Annotated in this window: 11 protein-coding genes; 3 read left to right on the forward strand and 8 right to left on the reverse strand. The window is 64.6% G+C overall.

Features of this window, described 5'->3' with window-relative positions:
• Window positions 1–55: 55 nt before the first annotated feature.
• The 3 genes from U5805_RS09170 to U5805_RS09180 all read left to right on the forward strand — a co-directional run bounded on the left by U5805_RS09170 (window position 56) and on the right by U5805_RS09180 (window position 5,092).
• Window positions 56–3,670 (forward strand): indolepyruvate ferredoxin oxidoreductase family protein, encoded by a 3,615-nt coding sequence (locus U5805_RS09170; RefSeq protein WP_322103158.1) that lies wholly within the window; start codon window positions 56–58, stop codon window positions 3,668–3,670.
• Complete coding sequence (locus U5805_RS09175; RefSeq protein ID WP_322103159.1) at window positions 3,667–4,599, forward strand: branched-chain amino acid transaminase; 933 nt, start codon at window positions 3,667–3,669, stop codon at window positions 4,597–4,599. Before U5805_RS09170 ends, U5805_RS09175 begins: the two co-directional genes overlap by 4 nt.
• Before the next feature lie 73 nt (window positions 4,600–4,672).
• Complete coding sequence (locus U5805_RS09180) at window positions 4,673–5,092, forward strand: acyl-CoA thioesterase (protein ID WP_322103160.1); 420 nt, start codon at window positions 4,673–4,675, stop codon at window positions 5,090–5,092.
• A gap of 410 nt (window positions 5,093–5,502) precedes the next feature.
• Here the strand turns inward: U5805_RS09180 and U5805_RS09185 are convergent, their stop codons facing one another.
• The 8 genes from U5805_RS09185 to U5805_RS09220 form a co-directional block, all read right to left on the reverse strand.
• Window positions 5,503–6,678: an iron-containing alcohol dehydrogenase gene (locus U5805_RS09185; protein WP_322103161.1), complete on the reverse strand. Its 1,176-nt coding sequence runs from the start codon at window positions 6,676–6,678 to the stop codon at window positions 5,503–5,505.
• Window positions 6,679–6,695: 17 nt separating this feature from the next.
• Window positions 6,696–8,003, reverse strand: a complete 1,308-nt coding sequence (locus tag U5805_RS09190) for an MFS transporter (RefSeq protein ID WP_322103162.1) — start codon at window positions 8,001–8,003, stop codon at window positions 6,696–6,698.
• A gap of 72 nt (window positions 8,004–8,075) precedes the next feature.
• Window positions 8,076–8,888 (reverse strand): class II aldolase/adducin family protein, encoded by an 813-nt coding sequence (locus tag U5805_RS09195; protein WP_322103163.1) that lies wholly within the window; start codon window positions 8,886–8,888, stop codon window positions 8,076–8,078.
• A 113-nt stretch (window positions 8,889–9,001) separates the two neighbouring features.
• On the reverse strand, window positions 9,002–10,153 hold the full coding sequence (locus U5805_RS09200) for a LysR family transcriptional regulator (protein WP_322103164.1): 1,152 nt from the start codon (window positions 10,151–10,153) through the stop codon (window positions 9,002–9,004).
• Between the two features lie 186 nt (window positions 10,154–10,339).
• Window positions 10,340–11,371 carry a porin gene (locus U5805_RS09205; protein WP_322103165.1) on the reverse strand — a complete coding sequence of 344 codons (1,032 nt, stop codon included), beginning with the start codon at window positions 11,369–11,371 and terminating at the stop codon, window positions 10,340–10,342.
• Window positions 11,372–11,466: 95 nt separating this feature from the next.
• Window positions 11,467–12,459, reverse strand: a complete 993-nt coding sequence (locus tag U5805_RS09210) for a Gfo/Idh/MocA family oxidoreductase (RefSeq protein ID WP_322103166.1) — start codon at window positions 12,457–12,459, stop codon at window positions 11,467–11,469.
• The gene (locus U5805_RS09215) at window positions 12,450–13,715 is read right to left on the reverse strand and encodes a hypothetical protein (protein WP_322103167.1); all 1,266 of its coding nucleotides are present in this window, start codon (window positions 13,713–13,715) and stop codon (window positions 12,450–12,452) included. The genes U5805_RS09210 and U5805_RS09215 overlap by 10 nt, the downstream gene beginning before the upstream one ends.
• Before the next feature lie 45 nt (window positions 13,716–13,760).
• Window positions 13,761–15,005: an FAD binding domain-containing protein gene (locus U5805_RS09220; RefSeq protein WP_322103168.1), complete on the reverse strand. Its 1,245-nt coding sequence runs from the start codon at window positions 15,003–15,005 to the stop codon at window positions 13,761–13,763.
• Window positions 15,006–15,069: the final 64 nt, after the last annotated feature.

Raw genomic sequence — 15,069 nt, forward strand, 5'->3', positions numbered from 1 at the left:
CGATAGGAAATCGGCTTCCTATACTCCGCGTCGATCGAGGTCTGGAGACGAAAAAATGAATGCCCCGTTATCGCCGCAACAGCAGCAGGTCTTGAACGCCGTCACGCTCGACGACAAATACACGCTCGAAAAAGGCCGCGTCTATCTGAGCGGCACGCAGGCGCTGGTACGCCTGCCGATGCTGCAACGCGAACGCGACCGCCGCGCCGGGTTCAATACGGCCGGCTTCGTTTCGGGCTATCGCGGCTCACCGCTCGGCGCGCTCGACCAGAGCCTGTGGAAAGCGAAGAAGCATCTGGACGCACACGACGTCGTGTTCCAGCCCGGCGTGAACGAAGACCTCGCGGCGACCTCGATCTGGGGCACGCAGCAGTTGAACCTGTGGCCCGGCGCGACCGTCGACGGCGTGTTCGGCATGTGGTACGGCAAGGGGCCGGGCGTGGACCGCACCGGCGACGTGTTCAAGCATGCGAACTCGGCCGGCACCGATCCGCGCGGCGGCGTGCTCGTGCTGGCCGGCGACGACCACGCGGCGAAATCGTCGTCGGTCGCGCACCAGTCCGAGCACATGTTCGTCGCGAGCGGCATTCCGGTGCTGTATCCGTCGAACGTGCAGGAATATCTTGACTACGGACTGCACGGCTGGGCGATGAGCCGCTATTCGGGCCTGTGGGTCGCGATGAAGTGCGTAACCGACGTCGTCGAATCGAGCGCGTCCGTCGAGATCGACCCGGACCGCGTGCAGATCGTCACGCCGGACGACTTTGAGATGCCGCCCGACGGCCTCGGCATTCGCTGGCCCGATCCGCCGCTCGCGCAGGAAGCGCGGCTCGTGAACCACAAGTGGTATGCGGCGCTCGCCTACGTGCGCGCGAACCGGCTGAACCGGGTGGTCGTCGATGCGCCGGATGCGCGGCTCGGCATCGTCACGGCCGGCAAGGCGTATCTCGACGTGCGCCAGGCGCTGGCCGACCTGTCGCTCGACGACGCCACCTGCGCGCAGATCGGCGTGCGGGTGCTGAAGATCGGCTGCGTGTGGCCGCTCGACGCGCAGGACGTGCGCGACTTCGCGTCCGGCCTCGACGAGATTCTGGTCGTCGAGGAGAAGCGCCAGATCCTCGAATATGCGCTGAAAGAGACGCTGTACAACTGGCGCGAGGACGTGCGCCCGCGCATCTACGGCAAGTACGACGAACGCGACGGCGACGAAGGCGGCGAATGGTCGGTGCCGCGCGGCCCGGTGTTGCTGCCCACGCAATACGAGCTTTCGCCGGCGCTGATCGCGAAGGCCGTCGCGCGCCGCGTGCTGAAGATCGGCGTCAGCGACGAACTGCGCGCGCGCATCGAGGCTCGGCTGGCGATCATCGACGCGAAGGAGCGCGAGGCAGCGACGCCCGCGCCGCTGGCCGCGCGTCAGCCGTGGTTCTGCTCGGGCTGTCCGCACAACACATCGACGCGCGTGCCCGAAGGCTCGCGCGCGCTGGCCGGCATCGGCTGCCACTACATGGCGATGTGGATGGACCGCAACACGGAAACGTTCAGCCAGATGGGCGGCGAAGGCGTCGCGTGGCTCGGCCAGATGCGCTTCACTGCGGAAAAGCACGTGTTCGCGAATCTCGGCGACGGCACGTATTTTCATTCCGGGTTGCTCGCGATCCGCGCGTCGATCGCCGCGCACGCGAACATCACTTACAAGGTGCTGTACAACGACGCGGTCGCGATGACCGGCGGCCAGCCGGTGGACGGCGTGCTGACGGTGCCGCAGATCGCGTATCAGATCGTCGCGGAGGGCGCGTGCAAGGTTGTCGTCGTCACCGACGAGCCGCCCAAATACGAAGGCGTTGCGCTCCCCAGCGGCGTCGCCGTGTTCCATCGCCGCGAGCTGGACCGCATCCAGCGCGAACTGCGCGACACGACCGGCACCACGGTGCTGATCTACGACCAGACCTGCGCGACCGAAAAACGCCGCCGCCGCAAGCGCGGCACCTGGCCCGATCCGGCGACCCGTGCGTTCATCAACGATGCGGTCTGCGAAGGCTGCGGCGACTGCTCGGTGCAGTCGAACTGCCTGTCGGTCGAGCCGCTGTCCACGCCGTTCGGCACGAAGCGCAAGATCAACCAGTCGTCGTGCAACAAGGACTTTTCGTGCGTGAACGGGTTCTGCCCGAGTTTCGTCACGCTCGAAGGCGCGCAGCCGAAGAAGCCGGCCGGCGCGAAACGCGCAGCCGCTCCGGACTTCGCCGCGTTGCCGGAGCCTGCGTTGCCCGCGCTCGACCGGCCATACGGGCTGCTCGTCACCGGGGTCGGCGGCACCGGCGTCGTGACGATCGGCGGGCTGCTGGGGATGGCCGCACATCTGGAAAACAAGGGCGTCACTGTGCTCGACATGGCCGGCCTCGCGCAGAAAGGCGGCGCGGTGCTGAGCCACGTGCGGCTTGCTCGCCGCGCTGACGAACTGCACGCGACCCGGATCGCCGCCGGCGAAGCGCGCGCGATTCTCGGCTGCGATGCGATCGTGTCCGCGTCGGCCGAAGTGCGCTCGAAGGTCCGCCTCGGCCTCACGCGCGCGGCCATCAACATCGGCGCGACGCCGACCGCCGAGTTCGTGCACGACCCGCACTGGACCTTCCCCGCCGCCGATGCGCAGCGCGCGCTGCGCGACGTGCTCGGCGACGCGTGCTCGTTCATCGACGCGAACGAACAGGCCGTCGGGCTGCTCGGCGACACGATCTACGCAAATCCGCTGCTGCTCGGTTACGCGTGGCAACAGGGCCTCGTGCCGCTCGCCCACGCGAGCCTGATGCGGGCAATCGAACTGAACGGCGTGTCGATCGACAAGAACCGGCTCGCGTTTTCGTGGGGCCGTTATCTCGCACACCACGGCGCAGATGCGGCAAAGCCGTTCATCGAAACGGGCACGCACTCGGCCGAGGCACGGGCGCAAGCCATCGTGCTGCACCTGCCCGAGTCGCTGGAAAAGATCGTCGAGCGCAACGTGGCGTGGCTGACCGCGTGGAAAAATGCGCAATACGCGACGCGCTACCGTGGCCTGGTCGCGCGCATCCGCGACGCCGAAGCCCATCTGCCGAACGCGGGCGGCCTTCGGTTGACAAAGGCAGTCGCGCGCAATCTCGCGAAGCTGATGACCTACAAGGACGAATACGAAGTCGCCCGCCTGTACGGCGCCCCCGCGTATCTGGACAAGCTGCGCGCGCAGTTCGAAGGCGAGCCGGGCAAGGACTACCGCATCACGTTCCATCTCGCGCCGCCGCTGCTCGCCAAACGCGACGAACGCGGCCAGTTACGCAAGCGGACGTTCGGCCCGTGGATGCTGCCGGCGTTCCGCGTGCTCGCGCGTCTGAAGGCGCTGCGCGGCACGTGTTTCGACCCGTTCGGCCACACGGAGGAACGACGCCACGAACGCGCGCTGATCGACGAATACGTCGCGATGATCGACCGCTTCTGCGCGACGCTCGACGCCCCGCGCCTCGAAACCGCGATCCGCCTCGCGACGCTGCCCGACGAAATCCGCGGCTTCGGCCACGTGAAGACGCGCAACCTGCGCGCCGTCGCAGCGAAACGCGCGCGCCTGCTGGCCGAATACGACGGCGCAGCGGCAACGGCTCAAACCACTCTTTTTTCCTCACTCACTGGATCGATCTCGCAATGAAACCTTCCATGCACGACCGCGACGGCGTTATCTGGCTCGATGGCCATTTCGTGAACTGGCGCGACGCGCAGCTTCATTTCCTCACGCACTCGCTGCACTACGGGATGGGCGTGTTCGAAGGCGTCCGCGCGTATGAAACCGCGCAAGGCGCGGCGGTGTTCCGGCTCGACGACCACACGCGGCGGCTGTTCAACTCGGCGAAGATCTTCGAGATGGACGTGCCGTTCGACTTCGCGACGCTGCGCGACGCGCAGCTCGAAGTGATCCGCAGCAACGGGCTGAAGGCCTGCTACATCCGGCCGCTCGTGTGGCTCGGCAGCGAGCAGATGGGCCTCGGCGCGCGCGGCAACACCGTGCACGTCGGCATCGCCGCGTGGCCGTGGGGCAGTTATCTCGGCGAAGAGGGCCTGACGCGCGGCATTCGCGTGAAGACGTCGTCGTACTCGCGCCATCACGTGAACGTGTCGCTGGTGCGCGCGAAGGCGAGCGGCTATTACATCAACTCGATCCTCGCGAACCGTGAAGTCACGCGCAACGGCTACGACGAGGCGCTGCTGCTCGACACCGAAGGGTACGTGTCCGAGGGCGCGGGAGAAAACGTGTTCGTCGTGCGCAACGGCGTGCTGTACACGCCGGACCTCGCGTCGTGCCTCGACGGCATCACACGCGCGTCGGTGATCCAGTTGGCGAAGGAAGCGGGGCTGACGGTCGTCGAAAAGCGGATCACGCGCGACGAAATCTACTGCGCGGACGAAGCGTTCTTCACCGGCACCGCCGCCGAGGTCACGCCGATACGCGAACTGGACGACCGCACGATCGGCGCGGGCGCACGCGGGCCGATCACGGAGGCGCTGCAAACGCGCTTCTTCGACGCCGTCGCCGGGCGCTCGCCGGCCCACGCACACTGGCTGACCCGCGTATACGGCTGAACACCGCCTTTCCGTCCATTCTCGCGCGCGCCGGCAGGCATCGCGGCGCGCGTCCGTCATCGAGGAATCCCTTATGTCCGAAAGCCCCAGCGCGGCGACGACACTGCCCGCCGATGAAATCCCCGTGCTGCGCGTCGTGCCGCAGCCGAGCAGCGCGAACGTGCACGGCGACGTGTTCGGCGGCTGGATCATGTCGCACGTCGATATCGCCGGCTCGATCCCTGCAAGCCAGTGCGCGAACGGAAGGGTCGTCACGGTTGCGGTCAACTCGTTCACGTTCCGGCAGCCGGTCTTTATCGGTGATCTATTGAGCTTCTATGCGCGGATCGTCCGGAAAGGCAACACGTCGGTTACCGTGAATGTCGAGGTATTTGCGCAGCGGATGGGGCTTAACGAGGTAATTGTGAAGGTCACGGAGGCAACGCTCACGTTCGTTGCGACGGGTGCGGACCGCATGCCGCGTAAGCTCCCCGAGGTCGGCAACGAGAGCTAACGTATAGAAGACGAAAGTGGCAACAGGAGAAAGGCTCCAAAATCTTCCGGCTCTCAGGTCTCGGGCGTGTTGTAACCCCGGCGGATTCGCCCGAACCATCTATTCGTGGACATGTAAGTCTCGAGCCAGCCCTCACGGGTGAGGCTGGTGTTATATACCCTTGCGCCGTTGACTGTTTCAGGGTCCGTCACACTCCACCCGTCAACCATCAGCCCATGCCTGTAGCATCCCCTTCGCTGCTCGGCATATTCGGCCTTATTGTATGCAGCGCGCATTCCACGCTGTTCCTGTGCGCGGCCAGCATCTCAGCGGAAATTTCCCCCTCGCGCTCAGCCATCTCGCGGTCGTGACGAGCGCGTCTCTCGACTATGACAGAGCGCCGATGCCGTCCGTCACAATAAAACGGCCGGCTAGAACGTGCCTGCCACGCCATGGCGCAGCAGGCCAAACATGTCTTCCCGGCTCGGTGCGCGCGGGTTGACAGCGACATTGCCCGACAGCATCGCCTCGTCGACGATCGCGCCGAAACGCGGCTCGCTCACGCCGAAGTCCGCAAGGGTCTTCGTGATGCCGATGTCGGCGCGCAGACGCGCGACGATGACCGCCGCTTCATGCGCGGCGGCAGCATCGGCCAGGCGCGCTCCCGTCTCCGGCTCCAGCAGCGCGGCGACACGCGCATACCCGTCGACGTTGGCCGACGCGTTATAGGCAATGACCGGCGGCAGCATGATCGCGTTGACGAGGCCGTGGGGAATGCCGAACTTGTTGCCGAGCGGCAGCGCGAACGCATGCACGAGGCCAAGCCGCGTCGCATTGAACGCAATGCCGGCCATCGCGCTCGCGAGCAGCATGTCGCCGCGCGCTTCGAGATTCGTGCCTTCGTGTACGGCGCGCCGCAACGATTTGCCGATCAGCGAGATCGCCTGATGTGCGAGCGCTTCGGTAATCGGCTGACTGGCGAGGTTCACGCACGATTCGACCGCGTGCGTGAGCGCATCCATGCCGGTGGCGGCGGTGATCGGCGCGGGCAGGCTCACGGTCAGTTCGGGATCGAGCAGGCCGATACGCGGGCAATTGAGCACGCTGCCGACCGAAATCTTGGTGTCGGTCTCGACGTCGGAGAGCACCGACCAGATCGTTAGTTCGCTGCCGGTGCCCGAAGTCGTCGGAATCGCGATGACGGGCGCGCCCGCTTGCGGCACCTTATCGATGCCGACATAGTCGCGAATGTCGCCAGCATTGCGCAGCATAAGGCCGATCGCCTTCGACGTGTCGAGCGCGCTGCCGCCGCCCACGCCGACGATCAGATCACAACGCGCGTCGCGCGCCGCCGCGGTGCCGTCACGCACCGATTGCACGGCCGGATCGCTTTCGACATCGGTGAACGCAAACGCTTCGATGTCGGAGCGACGCAGCGTATCGAGCACGCGGTCGACGATGCCCGCGGCTTTCACGCCGGGGTCTCCCACCACCAGCACACGATGGCCGCCAAGACGTTGCACGAAGGCAGGCAGTTGCGCGAGCCGTCCCGCGCCGTATTCGATGACCGTCGGCGTGCAGAAGCTGAACGAGGTCGGATAAGCCATGTCGTTATGTCGATCTGTCAGTGTTGGGTCGCGAGTTGTGCGGACTGTCGCTTCGAGACGAGCCACATCAGCGCGTTGAGTGCCGCCGAGGCGAACAGCGCATAGCCGACCACGTACAGCCCGCTGCTCGCGGCGCCACCGCGCGCCGCCCAGCCGACGAGGATCGGGCCGACCGCGCCGCCCCAGTTGCCGATGAAGTTGACCACGCCTGCCGACGAGCCGATCTGGTTGCGCGGCACGAGACCGAGCGTCCATGACCACCAGATGCCGATGCCCGAGTAGAGGCAGATCCCGGTCACGACGAGAAGCGCCATCGAGATGAACAGATTGCTCGCGAACATCGGCTCGACGAGAATCGCGGTCCCGCCGATCACGAGCGGCACGACGAAGTGCCAGTTGCTCGAATGGCGTGCGCGGTTCGACCAGCGCGTGTTGACGTAGAGGCCGAGCGCGGCGAACGCAAACGGTATGGCCGTGAGCACCGAAACGTTGCCGATACCCGCCGCGGACAGCTGCTTGATCAATACCGGTAGCCACAGACCGAAGCCGTACAGACCCGTCAACCAGAGGAAATACGCGACACCGAGACCCAGGATCAGCGGACGGCGCAGCACGTCGGTGAAAGGCGCGGGCGCACTCGTTTCGACGTCGCGGCTCGCGAGAATCATCTGCTTCTCTTCGGGCAAAATGCGCGAATCGTATTCCGGCGCGCTGTTGCCGAGCCACGCCCATGCCACCGCGAGCAGCAGCACCGGAATGCCCTGGATGATGAACATAAGACGCCAGTCGGACATGTGAATCAGCGCACCGGCAATAGGCGCCATCAACGCGGACGACACCGGCAACACATATTGGGCGAGATTGACCGCACGGCTGCGTTCGTGACTCGGGAACCAGCGCATGATGATCGTCGCGAAGCTCGGCCAGATGACGCCTTCCGCGACGCCCATCACGAAGCGGATCGCGACGATGTGGTCGTAGGTCGTCGCGAGCCCGGATGCGATGCCCGTGATACCGACGACGGTAAGACTGCCGACAATTACCCATTTCGGGCCAAAGCGATTGGCGAGCCAACCGCCCGGAATCTGCATGACCACGTAGCCCCAGAAGAACGCTGCGAGCAAAAAGCCTGTGACTACGCCGGTCATGCCGAAGTCGCGCACCATGTCGGGGGCGGCAACGCTGATGTTACTGCGGTCGACATAGCAGCCGAGGTACGCGAGAAAAATCAGCGTGCCCATCCTGAGCCAGCGCGAACGAGGCATAGGCGCGCTCGCACTTGCGCGGGCGGACGCAGCGTCCGCCGTATCCAGGGTGTTAGCCATGTGAAGTCTCCTGTTGCTGTCGTTATTGGTCCAATGCCGGGGCCGACCCCGGGTCGATTCGCGCGACGGCTCTCAGTCGAACAGATCCGGCTGCTCGCGGGCGATCGCATCGTAGATCGGCTGGAAATGCAGCCAGGCCATGAACGGCGTCGCGAGGTGATTGCGCGAATGCAAGGCCGCTTCGCGTCCGATCAGCTTGAGCGGCGAACCCGTCGACTCGGCCTTGATCTGAATTTCGCAGGCGCGTTCGAGCGCGATGAACCACCACGCCGCTTCGTCGATGCTTTCGCGGCCCGCTGAAAACAGCCCGTGATTCTGGTGAATCGCAGCCTTGTTGTTGCCGAATGCGGCAGCGACGTTCGCACCGGCATCGCGGTCCACCACGACGGCGCCCGCTTCCTCAGTAATGACCGCGTGATCCTCATAGAACCCGCAGGCAGTTTGTGTGATCGGGTCAAGCGGCCGTCCGAGCGCGGCCCACGCCATGCCATTGGTCGTATGGGCATGACACGACGCAACGATATGCGGATTGGCCTGATGGATCGCCGAATGCAGCACGAAGCCAGCACGGTTCACTGCCCACGAACCTTCGATTACCGTGCCTTCATGATCGACAAGCAGCAGATCGGACACGCGCACGCGGCCGAAATCCATCGCAAATGGATTGGTCCAGTAGAGATCGGTGTGCTCGGGGTCGCGCACGGTCATGTGACCCGCGAAGCCGTATTCATAACGGAATTTGGCAAATACGCGACATACGGCGGCAAGCCGCTGCTTGCGGTGCAAACGCTCTTCCTCGACCGTCGCGAAGGTCGGAAATTGCGGGAAATAAAGCCCTTCTTGCTTCGGGCGATAGACGGTTTTCGGCTCGACGCGTTGCTGCATGAGGCACTCTCTTTTGTGATCGGACTGGCGTCCAGTGTAGAGAGCGCGTTTTGCATGCGCCAATAATGAAATCGCCGAAAGGCATAAATCCAGTCAATGGATTGGGGTTTGCCCTATAAGCTGGATGCCGGGGTTTTCGTAAGCTGCGCACGCAGGTGATCGACGAAATCGTCAACGATGCGGGCCCGCGGCGCCGAGCGATTGCGGATCAGCAGCGTCTTGAACGACACGCGCGGCACGAGCGGCCGGCTGACCATGTCCGGCAGGCGCATTGCGTCGAGCAGATCGGGTTCGACGAGCGCAATACCTGCACCGTTGAATGCGAGCATGATGGCCGTCACGGAAAGCCCCACTTCGATCGTTACGTTGAGCGCCACGGCCGCGTCGCTCATCGCCTTGTCGACGTAGGGGCGCAGTAGCGCCTGAGGCAGATACGTGATCACCGGATAAGTCCGCAGATCGGCGAGGGAAATCGAGCGTTTTTTCGCGAGCGGATGCGACTTCGGCAGCACACACGCGATGCTGCCGGCGGCGAGCACTTCAGTCTCGACTTCGGGGCTGATTATCGGCTCATAGGCGACGCCGAGATCGGCTTCGCGGTTGATCACGCGTTCTAGCACGACAGGCGAGCCGAGCGATTGCAGCGCAATGCGCGCGTGCGGACGCAGCGTCGAGAATGACGCGACCGCGCTCGCAAGCAGACCGTTGGCGAGCGGCGAAGTCGCGGCGAGCGAGAGCGATCCGCGCAGGCCGCCAGCGAGATCGCGCGACAGACGTTCGACCGCTTCGAGCCGGTTGAAAATTTCGGCGACATCGGGCAAAAGCGCCTGCGCTTCGGGCGTCGGCCGCAGACGGCCGTTCACGCGATCGAACAGCGGCATATGCAGACGGCTTTCGAAGTGCTTTAGCACAGTGCTGACCGAAGGCTGCGTGACGTTCAGCGACTCGGCCGCTGCCGTGATCGAGCCGGTACGCATGATAGCGTGGAAAATTTCAATGTGACGAAGGCTGAGCATGGCCTGGCGCATCGGTGAATGACGATGCGTGCAAGCATACGTCAAGTCATGACGACTGCTTTGAATCAAAATTCTGCTTTCCTGATGAGGACGATGTGAAGCGACCAACATAAACCCCTCAAACGAAAAGCCGTCCCAGCCGAAGTCTCGCCCAGTATCTGATGGGGGGCCGCGTACTGGCTCGCCTTCGTCCAGAAAAAGCGCTGCTGGAAGGAGTGATCGCACCAGCGCGTGCCCAGCTTGCGCCATTGCCGCCACTCCGAAGGCCAGGTGATTAGCTCTCTCGCTTTCAGCGGAAAGAGACGAATTGCCAGAGCGCAGCGTCGGCTGGCTCGATGTAGCGACCCGCGCGAAACCACGAACGTCTGTTTTGCACGCTTTCGGCCCTTCACGCAGCGCCAGCACCCTGGCCGCACACCCGACTCGTCTCACCGGTCAGAAACGATGCCGCACGCCTACGCCAAAGCTGTTCGACGTTCCGGCGTTGCTCAGCTTGTCGTACATGTAACTTGCATACAGGTCGGTGCGTTTAGACAGCGGATAATCGAACGTCGCGCCCGCCGTATTGCGGTAGTAATACGCCGAATTCACCGACAACCGCGTGTTGGTGCGCGAGTAAGCCAGTTCCAGTGCCGATACGCCGATCGGAATGGACACGCCGCCGTGATACGTATTGTTGGTTGTACCGAAATCGAACGACGCCGTGTGCGTGTAGGTCGCGTACAGCTGCATGAAATTGAAGTTGTAGCTCGCACCCAGATACCACGCATCCTGGCGATCGACGGGCGCGGCAATGCCCAGTCCGGTCCTGACGCGCTGAACGACGCCCGCGAGGTACAAAGGCCCCCGATCGTAGACGAGCGTGGCGGTTTCGTTGTGCGCGCCGTTTCCGGGCGCGGTCGCCTGCACGGAGAACGTGACGCCGCCGAGCGACGGCGACTGGTACAGCACCGAGCCGTCCCAGCCCGTATCGCCCAGCACGGTTCTGCCGTAATTCACGATCCACGATTGCGTCATCAGCGGGCTGAAGCGAAACGAGCCGCCCATCGGATTGGTGCGCGCCATGATGTAGAACAGCGGCGTCACCTGGCGCCCCAAACGCAGCATTCCGTACGGGCTCGCGAGCTCGACATACGCATTGCGCGAGAACATGCCGTCGCCCGCGAAACGGCCGCCCTGACCGTTGGTCACGAAGATGTAGCTCTCGATCGCGAAACCGGCCTTTAGCCCACCGCCGAGATCTTCGGTGCCGCGCAGCCCATAGAACGACGTGATCTGTCCGCCGTTGAGCATGCCGACCGTCGACGATGGATCGCCGCTCGCCTTGAAGTTTCCGATCACCGTGTCGAGCAACCCGTACAACTGAAGTGTCGATACCTGCGCGTGCGCGAGATTGGACGCGCCGAATAGTCCGGCGGCGCACATCGCGGCAAAATACCTAGGATGTCTAAATAAATGGATTCGCATGTGTCTCTTCCATGGTTTTATGACCTGCTTTGTGTGCCTGCTCGTTGTTCGCGCCGCGCCTGCGCCGTGCCAGCGCTACGACCGCCGACGCGGCGCTAGCCGACGCGCACCGGCCTGCCCTGCTGAAGCGACTGCGCCACCGCTTCCATCACCGCAACGTTCGCGATCATCTGATCGACGCTCACCGGATAGGACGCCTTCCCGCCGATTGCCGCGCAGAAGCGCTCGAGGTTGTCTCTTACCGAATCGTTCCAGTCGAACGCCGCCGATTGCTCCGATCCGTTGGCGTGCCGAACCAGCAGGCGACTCGCGCCTTTCGAGTCGGGATGATCGGCATTGCGGACCTCCGCCCAGCCCTTCGTTCCGAACACCGCCACGCGCATATAAAGCGGCGTTTCAAGGATCGAATTGACATAGCCGGTCGCGCCGGACGCGAATCGCAGCTGAAGCGACAGCGTGCGGCCCGGGCGCGAAAGCTGCCGCGCGGGCGCCGTCGCGAACACTTCGCCGATGTCGCCGAGCAGATCGGCGAGCAGATCGGTCATGTGAATGCCCGTGCCGGTCATGGCGAGCGGCACGGCGTCGCTTTCGGCCACGCGCCAGTTGTCGGCGGCAAGGTTCGTCAGCTTGTCGTGGCTGAAGTTGGCCTCCGCGTGGACGATCGTGCCGAGTTCGCCTTCGCGCAGCAGCTTCGCGAGCGCGATCATCGCCGCCTCGAAACGCCGTTCGTGCCCAATGCCGAGCCGCACGCCAGCACACGTGCATGCCCGAACGCAGGCGTGCGCGTCGTGGACGCTCATCGCGAGCGGCTTCTCGCAAAACACGTGCTTCCCGTGCGCCGCGGCGAGCATCACCTGCTGCGCATGCAGCCCATGCGGCGTCGCGATGACGACGAGATCGATCTCCTCGTCGGCGAGCATCGCTTCGTAGCGGGTGGTGAACGGCATGCCGAATTCGTCGGCGACCGCACGGTGCCCGTCGCGGCTGCCCACCGCGGCAACAAACCGCAACACCGGCGACGTGCGCATCTGCGTGAGCAGATGCCGTCCCCACCAGCCGAGCCCGACGAGCGCCGCTCTCACCGCCATGACTCGACCTCCATCACGTAGAGGCCGCCGTTGTAGTCGGTCGAATAGATGATGCCGTTCGCATCGACGAACACATCCGCCGACTGGATCACGAGCGGCCGGTTCTGCCGGCTGTCGACAAGCCGGTCCGGCGTGGGCGGCACCAGCGCGGCGATTTCGGCCGGCCGGTACGGATCGCGGATGTCGAACACGCGCACGCCGGCGTTCTGATATGTCGCGACGACGATCTCCGAACTCACGAAGCTGCCGGGCCGGTTCTCATGCAGATTGTGCGGCCCGAAGTGGCCGGGCTTGGCCGCGTAATCGATCTCCGACGGCGACGGTAACGTGGCGATGCTGACCGGATTCGACGGCTCGCGGATGTCGAACATCCAGATGAACTTCTCGCCGTCTGCCTGGTTGTCGAGCACGGCTTCGTCGAGCACTGCGAGGAGATCGCGATCGGGTAGCGGCAGGCAGTTGTGCGTTCCGCCACCGAACGGCGGCGACCAGTTGCGATGCGTGATGAGCTTCGGCGCGCTGCGCTCGGCGACGTCGAGGATCACCATGCCGGCGTCGCGCCACGCGCAATACGCGGTGTCGCCATGCACGATCGGATGGTGAAGCCCGAAGCGACGCGTGCGGTCCCAGCCCGGTGTTTCGCCACCTGCCGCGTGCATGCCCGGAATCCAGTAGCGCCCCGCTTCGACCGGACGACGCGGATCATCCATGTCGATCGTGATGAAAATGTAGTCGGTGAAACCATCGAGCAATGCCGATGCGTACGCCCACCGGCCGCCCGTGTACCACACGCGATGAATGCCGCCGCCTTCGACGGGCATGAAGCCGATCTCCCGCGGTGCGTCCGGCTTCGAGATGTCGTACACCGCAAGGCCCGCCCGCCAGTGTCGCGACGCGCTGGACCGACTCGCCGTGCCTACCTTCTCGCCGAGCGCGCCGCAGTAATACGCGCGCTCGTCCTGAAACTCGGTCGCGGCGAACATGTCCTTCGCGTTGATGACCAGCAGCAGATCGTCGTGCGCCTGCAGATGGATGTTCCACGTCTCGGGCGGCGCGGCGACGTAGTTGGCCGGCGTTGGGCGGCGCGGATCGCGCACGTCGATCACGCTGAAGCCTTTCGAAAACATGTGGCCGACGTACGCGTAGCCGCGATGCACCATGAGCTGGACGCCGTCCGGGCGGCCGCCTTGATCGCAATAGCCGATCAGGCGCATGTCGCGCGCGAAATCGGGAACCGGAAGCTGTACTGCAGACATGACTTTCTCCCGTGGAAGCCAGTGGAAATCGATCGGATCGCGCCGTTACAGCGCCTTGAGGAAGTCGGACGACGCGGTGTTGCGCAGGATGCCGTTGACGCTGTGGAACTCGCGCCAATGCGCGTCATCGGCGGCCTGCTCCGACGCTTCGTTGGCCAGCAGATATTCGCCGAGCGTGCGGCCGCGCTCGAACGCCATCCGCCCTTCGACGAGCCGCTCCTTCTCGAAGTGCGCGAGCGCTTCGTCGATCGACAGCGACCGGTTGCCCAGCGCATGCGCGAGCACCTGCGCATCGGACGCGGCCTTGGCGACGCCCATGCCGATATGCGGCCGTCCGACCGACGCCGCGTCGCCGATCAGCGCCACGCGGCCGAACACCATCTTCGGCGAGAACAGGTCGTAGATCGGCGTGAAGAACGGCCGGTCGATCACGGCGAGCGTGTCGCTGAACGACGGCGGCAGCAGCCTGCGCGCCGCGTCCTTGAGCTCGTCGATCAGTTCCTGACGCACGAGCGGCGGCGGAATGGACACAGGGTGGCGATTGCCGTGTTCGTCCACGAGCATCGTATCGAGCGTCGCGGGATCGACCGGCCGGTACCACACCCAGTTGTAGCGGCGCCGGCCCGCTTCGAGCGCATGATCGAGGCCCGGAATCGGATAGCCGATGATCTTGTTGTTCGGCGGCAGATAGAACGCGAACTTGTCGAAGATGGCGTCGCGCGCGGAAGCCGGCATCGCTGCTTCGTCCGCGACGCCGCGCCAGATCACGTAGCCCGCGTAGACCGGTTGCACCGACGGCATCACCATGCCGCGAATGCCTGATCGGTAGCCGTCGGCGGCGACCAGCAGATCGGCGTGCTCCTCGCGGCCATTCGAGAAACGCGCGATAACGCCGTCGTCGTGCTGTTCAACCGACACCAGATTGCAGCCGAGATGATGATGCCCTTCAGGAATCGTCGCGCGCATCAGTTGATGCAACCGGTCCCACGACGTGACGATCTGCGGATAGTCGAGATGCTCCAGCACGTTGTCCGACTGATCGATCGCGATGCGGTCGTTGATCGCCACGCCCAGATGTTCGATGTCCGCGCCGCTTTCGACGAGCGCGTCCAGCAGTTCGGCATGCGTGACGATGCCCGCGCCGCGTCCGAACAGTTCGACGTCGGAACGCTCGAACAGATCGACGGACCAGCCCGTTTTTTGCAGCAGCGCGGTGGCGAATAGCCCCGCCATCGACGCGCCGATCACCAGTGCGCGCGGCCGCGCCGGATGAGTGGAATGTTTGTTCATCGCTTGAACCTCACGACAGTGCCCGTAGGAGTGGAGAAAGAGATGCGCATGCGCGCGGGCGCGG

It is taken from the genome of Paraburkholderia sp. J41, assembly GCF_905220235.1.
Classification (GTDB): Bacteria; Pseudomonadota; Gammaproteobacteria; order Burkholderiales; family Burkholderiaceae; genus Paraburkholderia.

What these genes read in the sequence shown, in the direction of transcription:
- U5805_RS09190 (WP_322103162.1), bottom strand. Translation starts at nt 8,003, where the DNA reads ATGGCTAACACCCTGGATACGGCGGACGCTGCGTCCGCCCGCGCAAGT.
- U5805_RS09215 (WP_322103167.1), bottom strand. Translation starts at nt 13,715, where the DNA reads ATGTCTGCAGTACAGCTTCCGGTTCCCGATTTCGCGCGCGACATGCGC.
- U5805_RS09220 (WP_322103168.1), bottom strand. Translation starts at nt 15,005, where the DNA reads ATGAACAAACATTCCACTCATCCGGCGCGGCCGCGCGCACTGGTGATC.
- U5805_RS09200 (WP_322103164.1), bottom strand. Translation starts at nt 10,153, where the DNA reads ATGGCGCAAGCTGGGCACGCGCTGGTGCGATCACTCCTTCCAGCAGCG.
- U5805_RS09180 (WP_322103160.1), top strand. Translation starts at nt 4,673, where the DNA reads ATGTCCGAAAGCCCCAGCGCGGCGACGACACTGCCCGCCGATGAAATC.
- U5805_RS09195 (WP_322103163.1), bottom strand. Translation starts at nt 8,888, where the DNA reads ATGCAGCAACGCGTCGAGCCGAAAACCGTCTATCGCCCGAAGCAAGAA.
- U5805_RS09210 (WP_322103166.1), bottom strand. Translation starts at nt 12,459, where the DNA reads ATGGCGGTGAGAGCGGCGCTCGTCGGGCTCGGCTGGTGGGGACGGCAT.
- U5805_RS09175 (WP_322103159.1), top strand. Translation starts at nt 3,667, where the DNA reads ATGAAACCTTCCATGCACGACCGCGACGGCGTTATCTGGCTCGATGGC.
- U5805_RS09185 (WP_322103161.1), bottom strand. Translation starts at nt 6,678, where the DNA reads ATGGCTTATCCGACCTCGTTCAGCTTCTGCACGCCGACGGTCATCGAA.
- U5805_RS09170 (WP_322103158.1), top strand. Translation starts at nt 56, where the DNA reads ATGAATGCCCCGTTATCGCCGCAACAGCAGCAGGTCTTGAACGCCGTC.
- U5805_RS09205 (WP_322103165.1), bottom strand. Translation starts at nt 11,371, where the DNA reads ATGCGAATCCATTTATTTAGACATCCTAGGTATTTTGCCGCGATGTGC.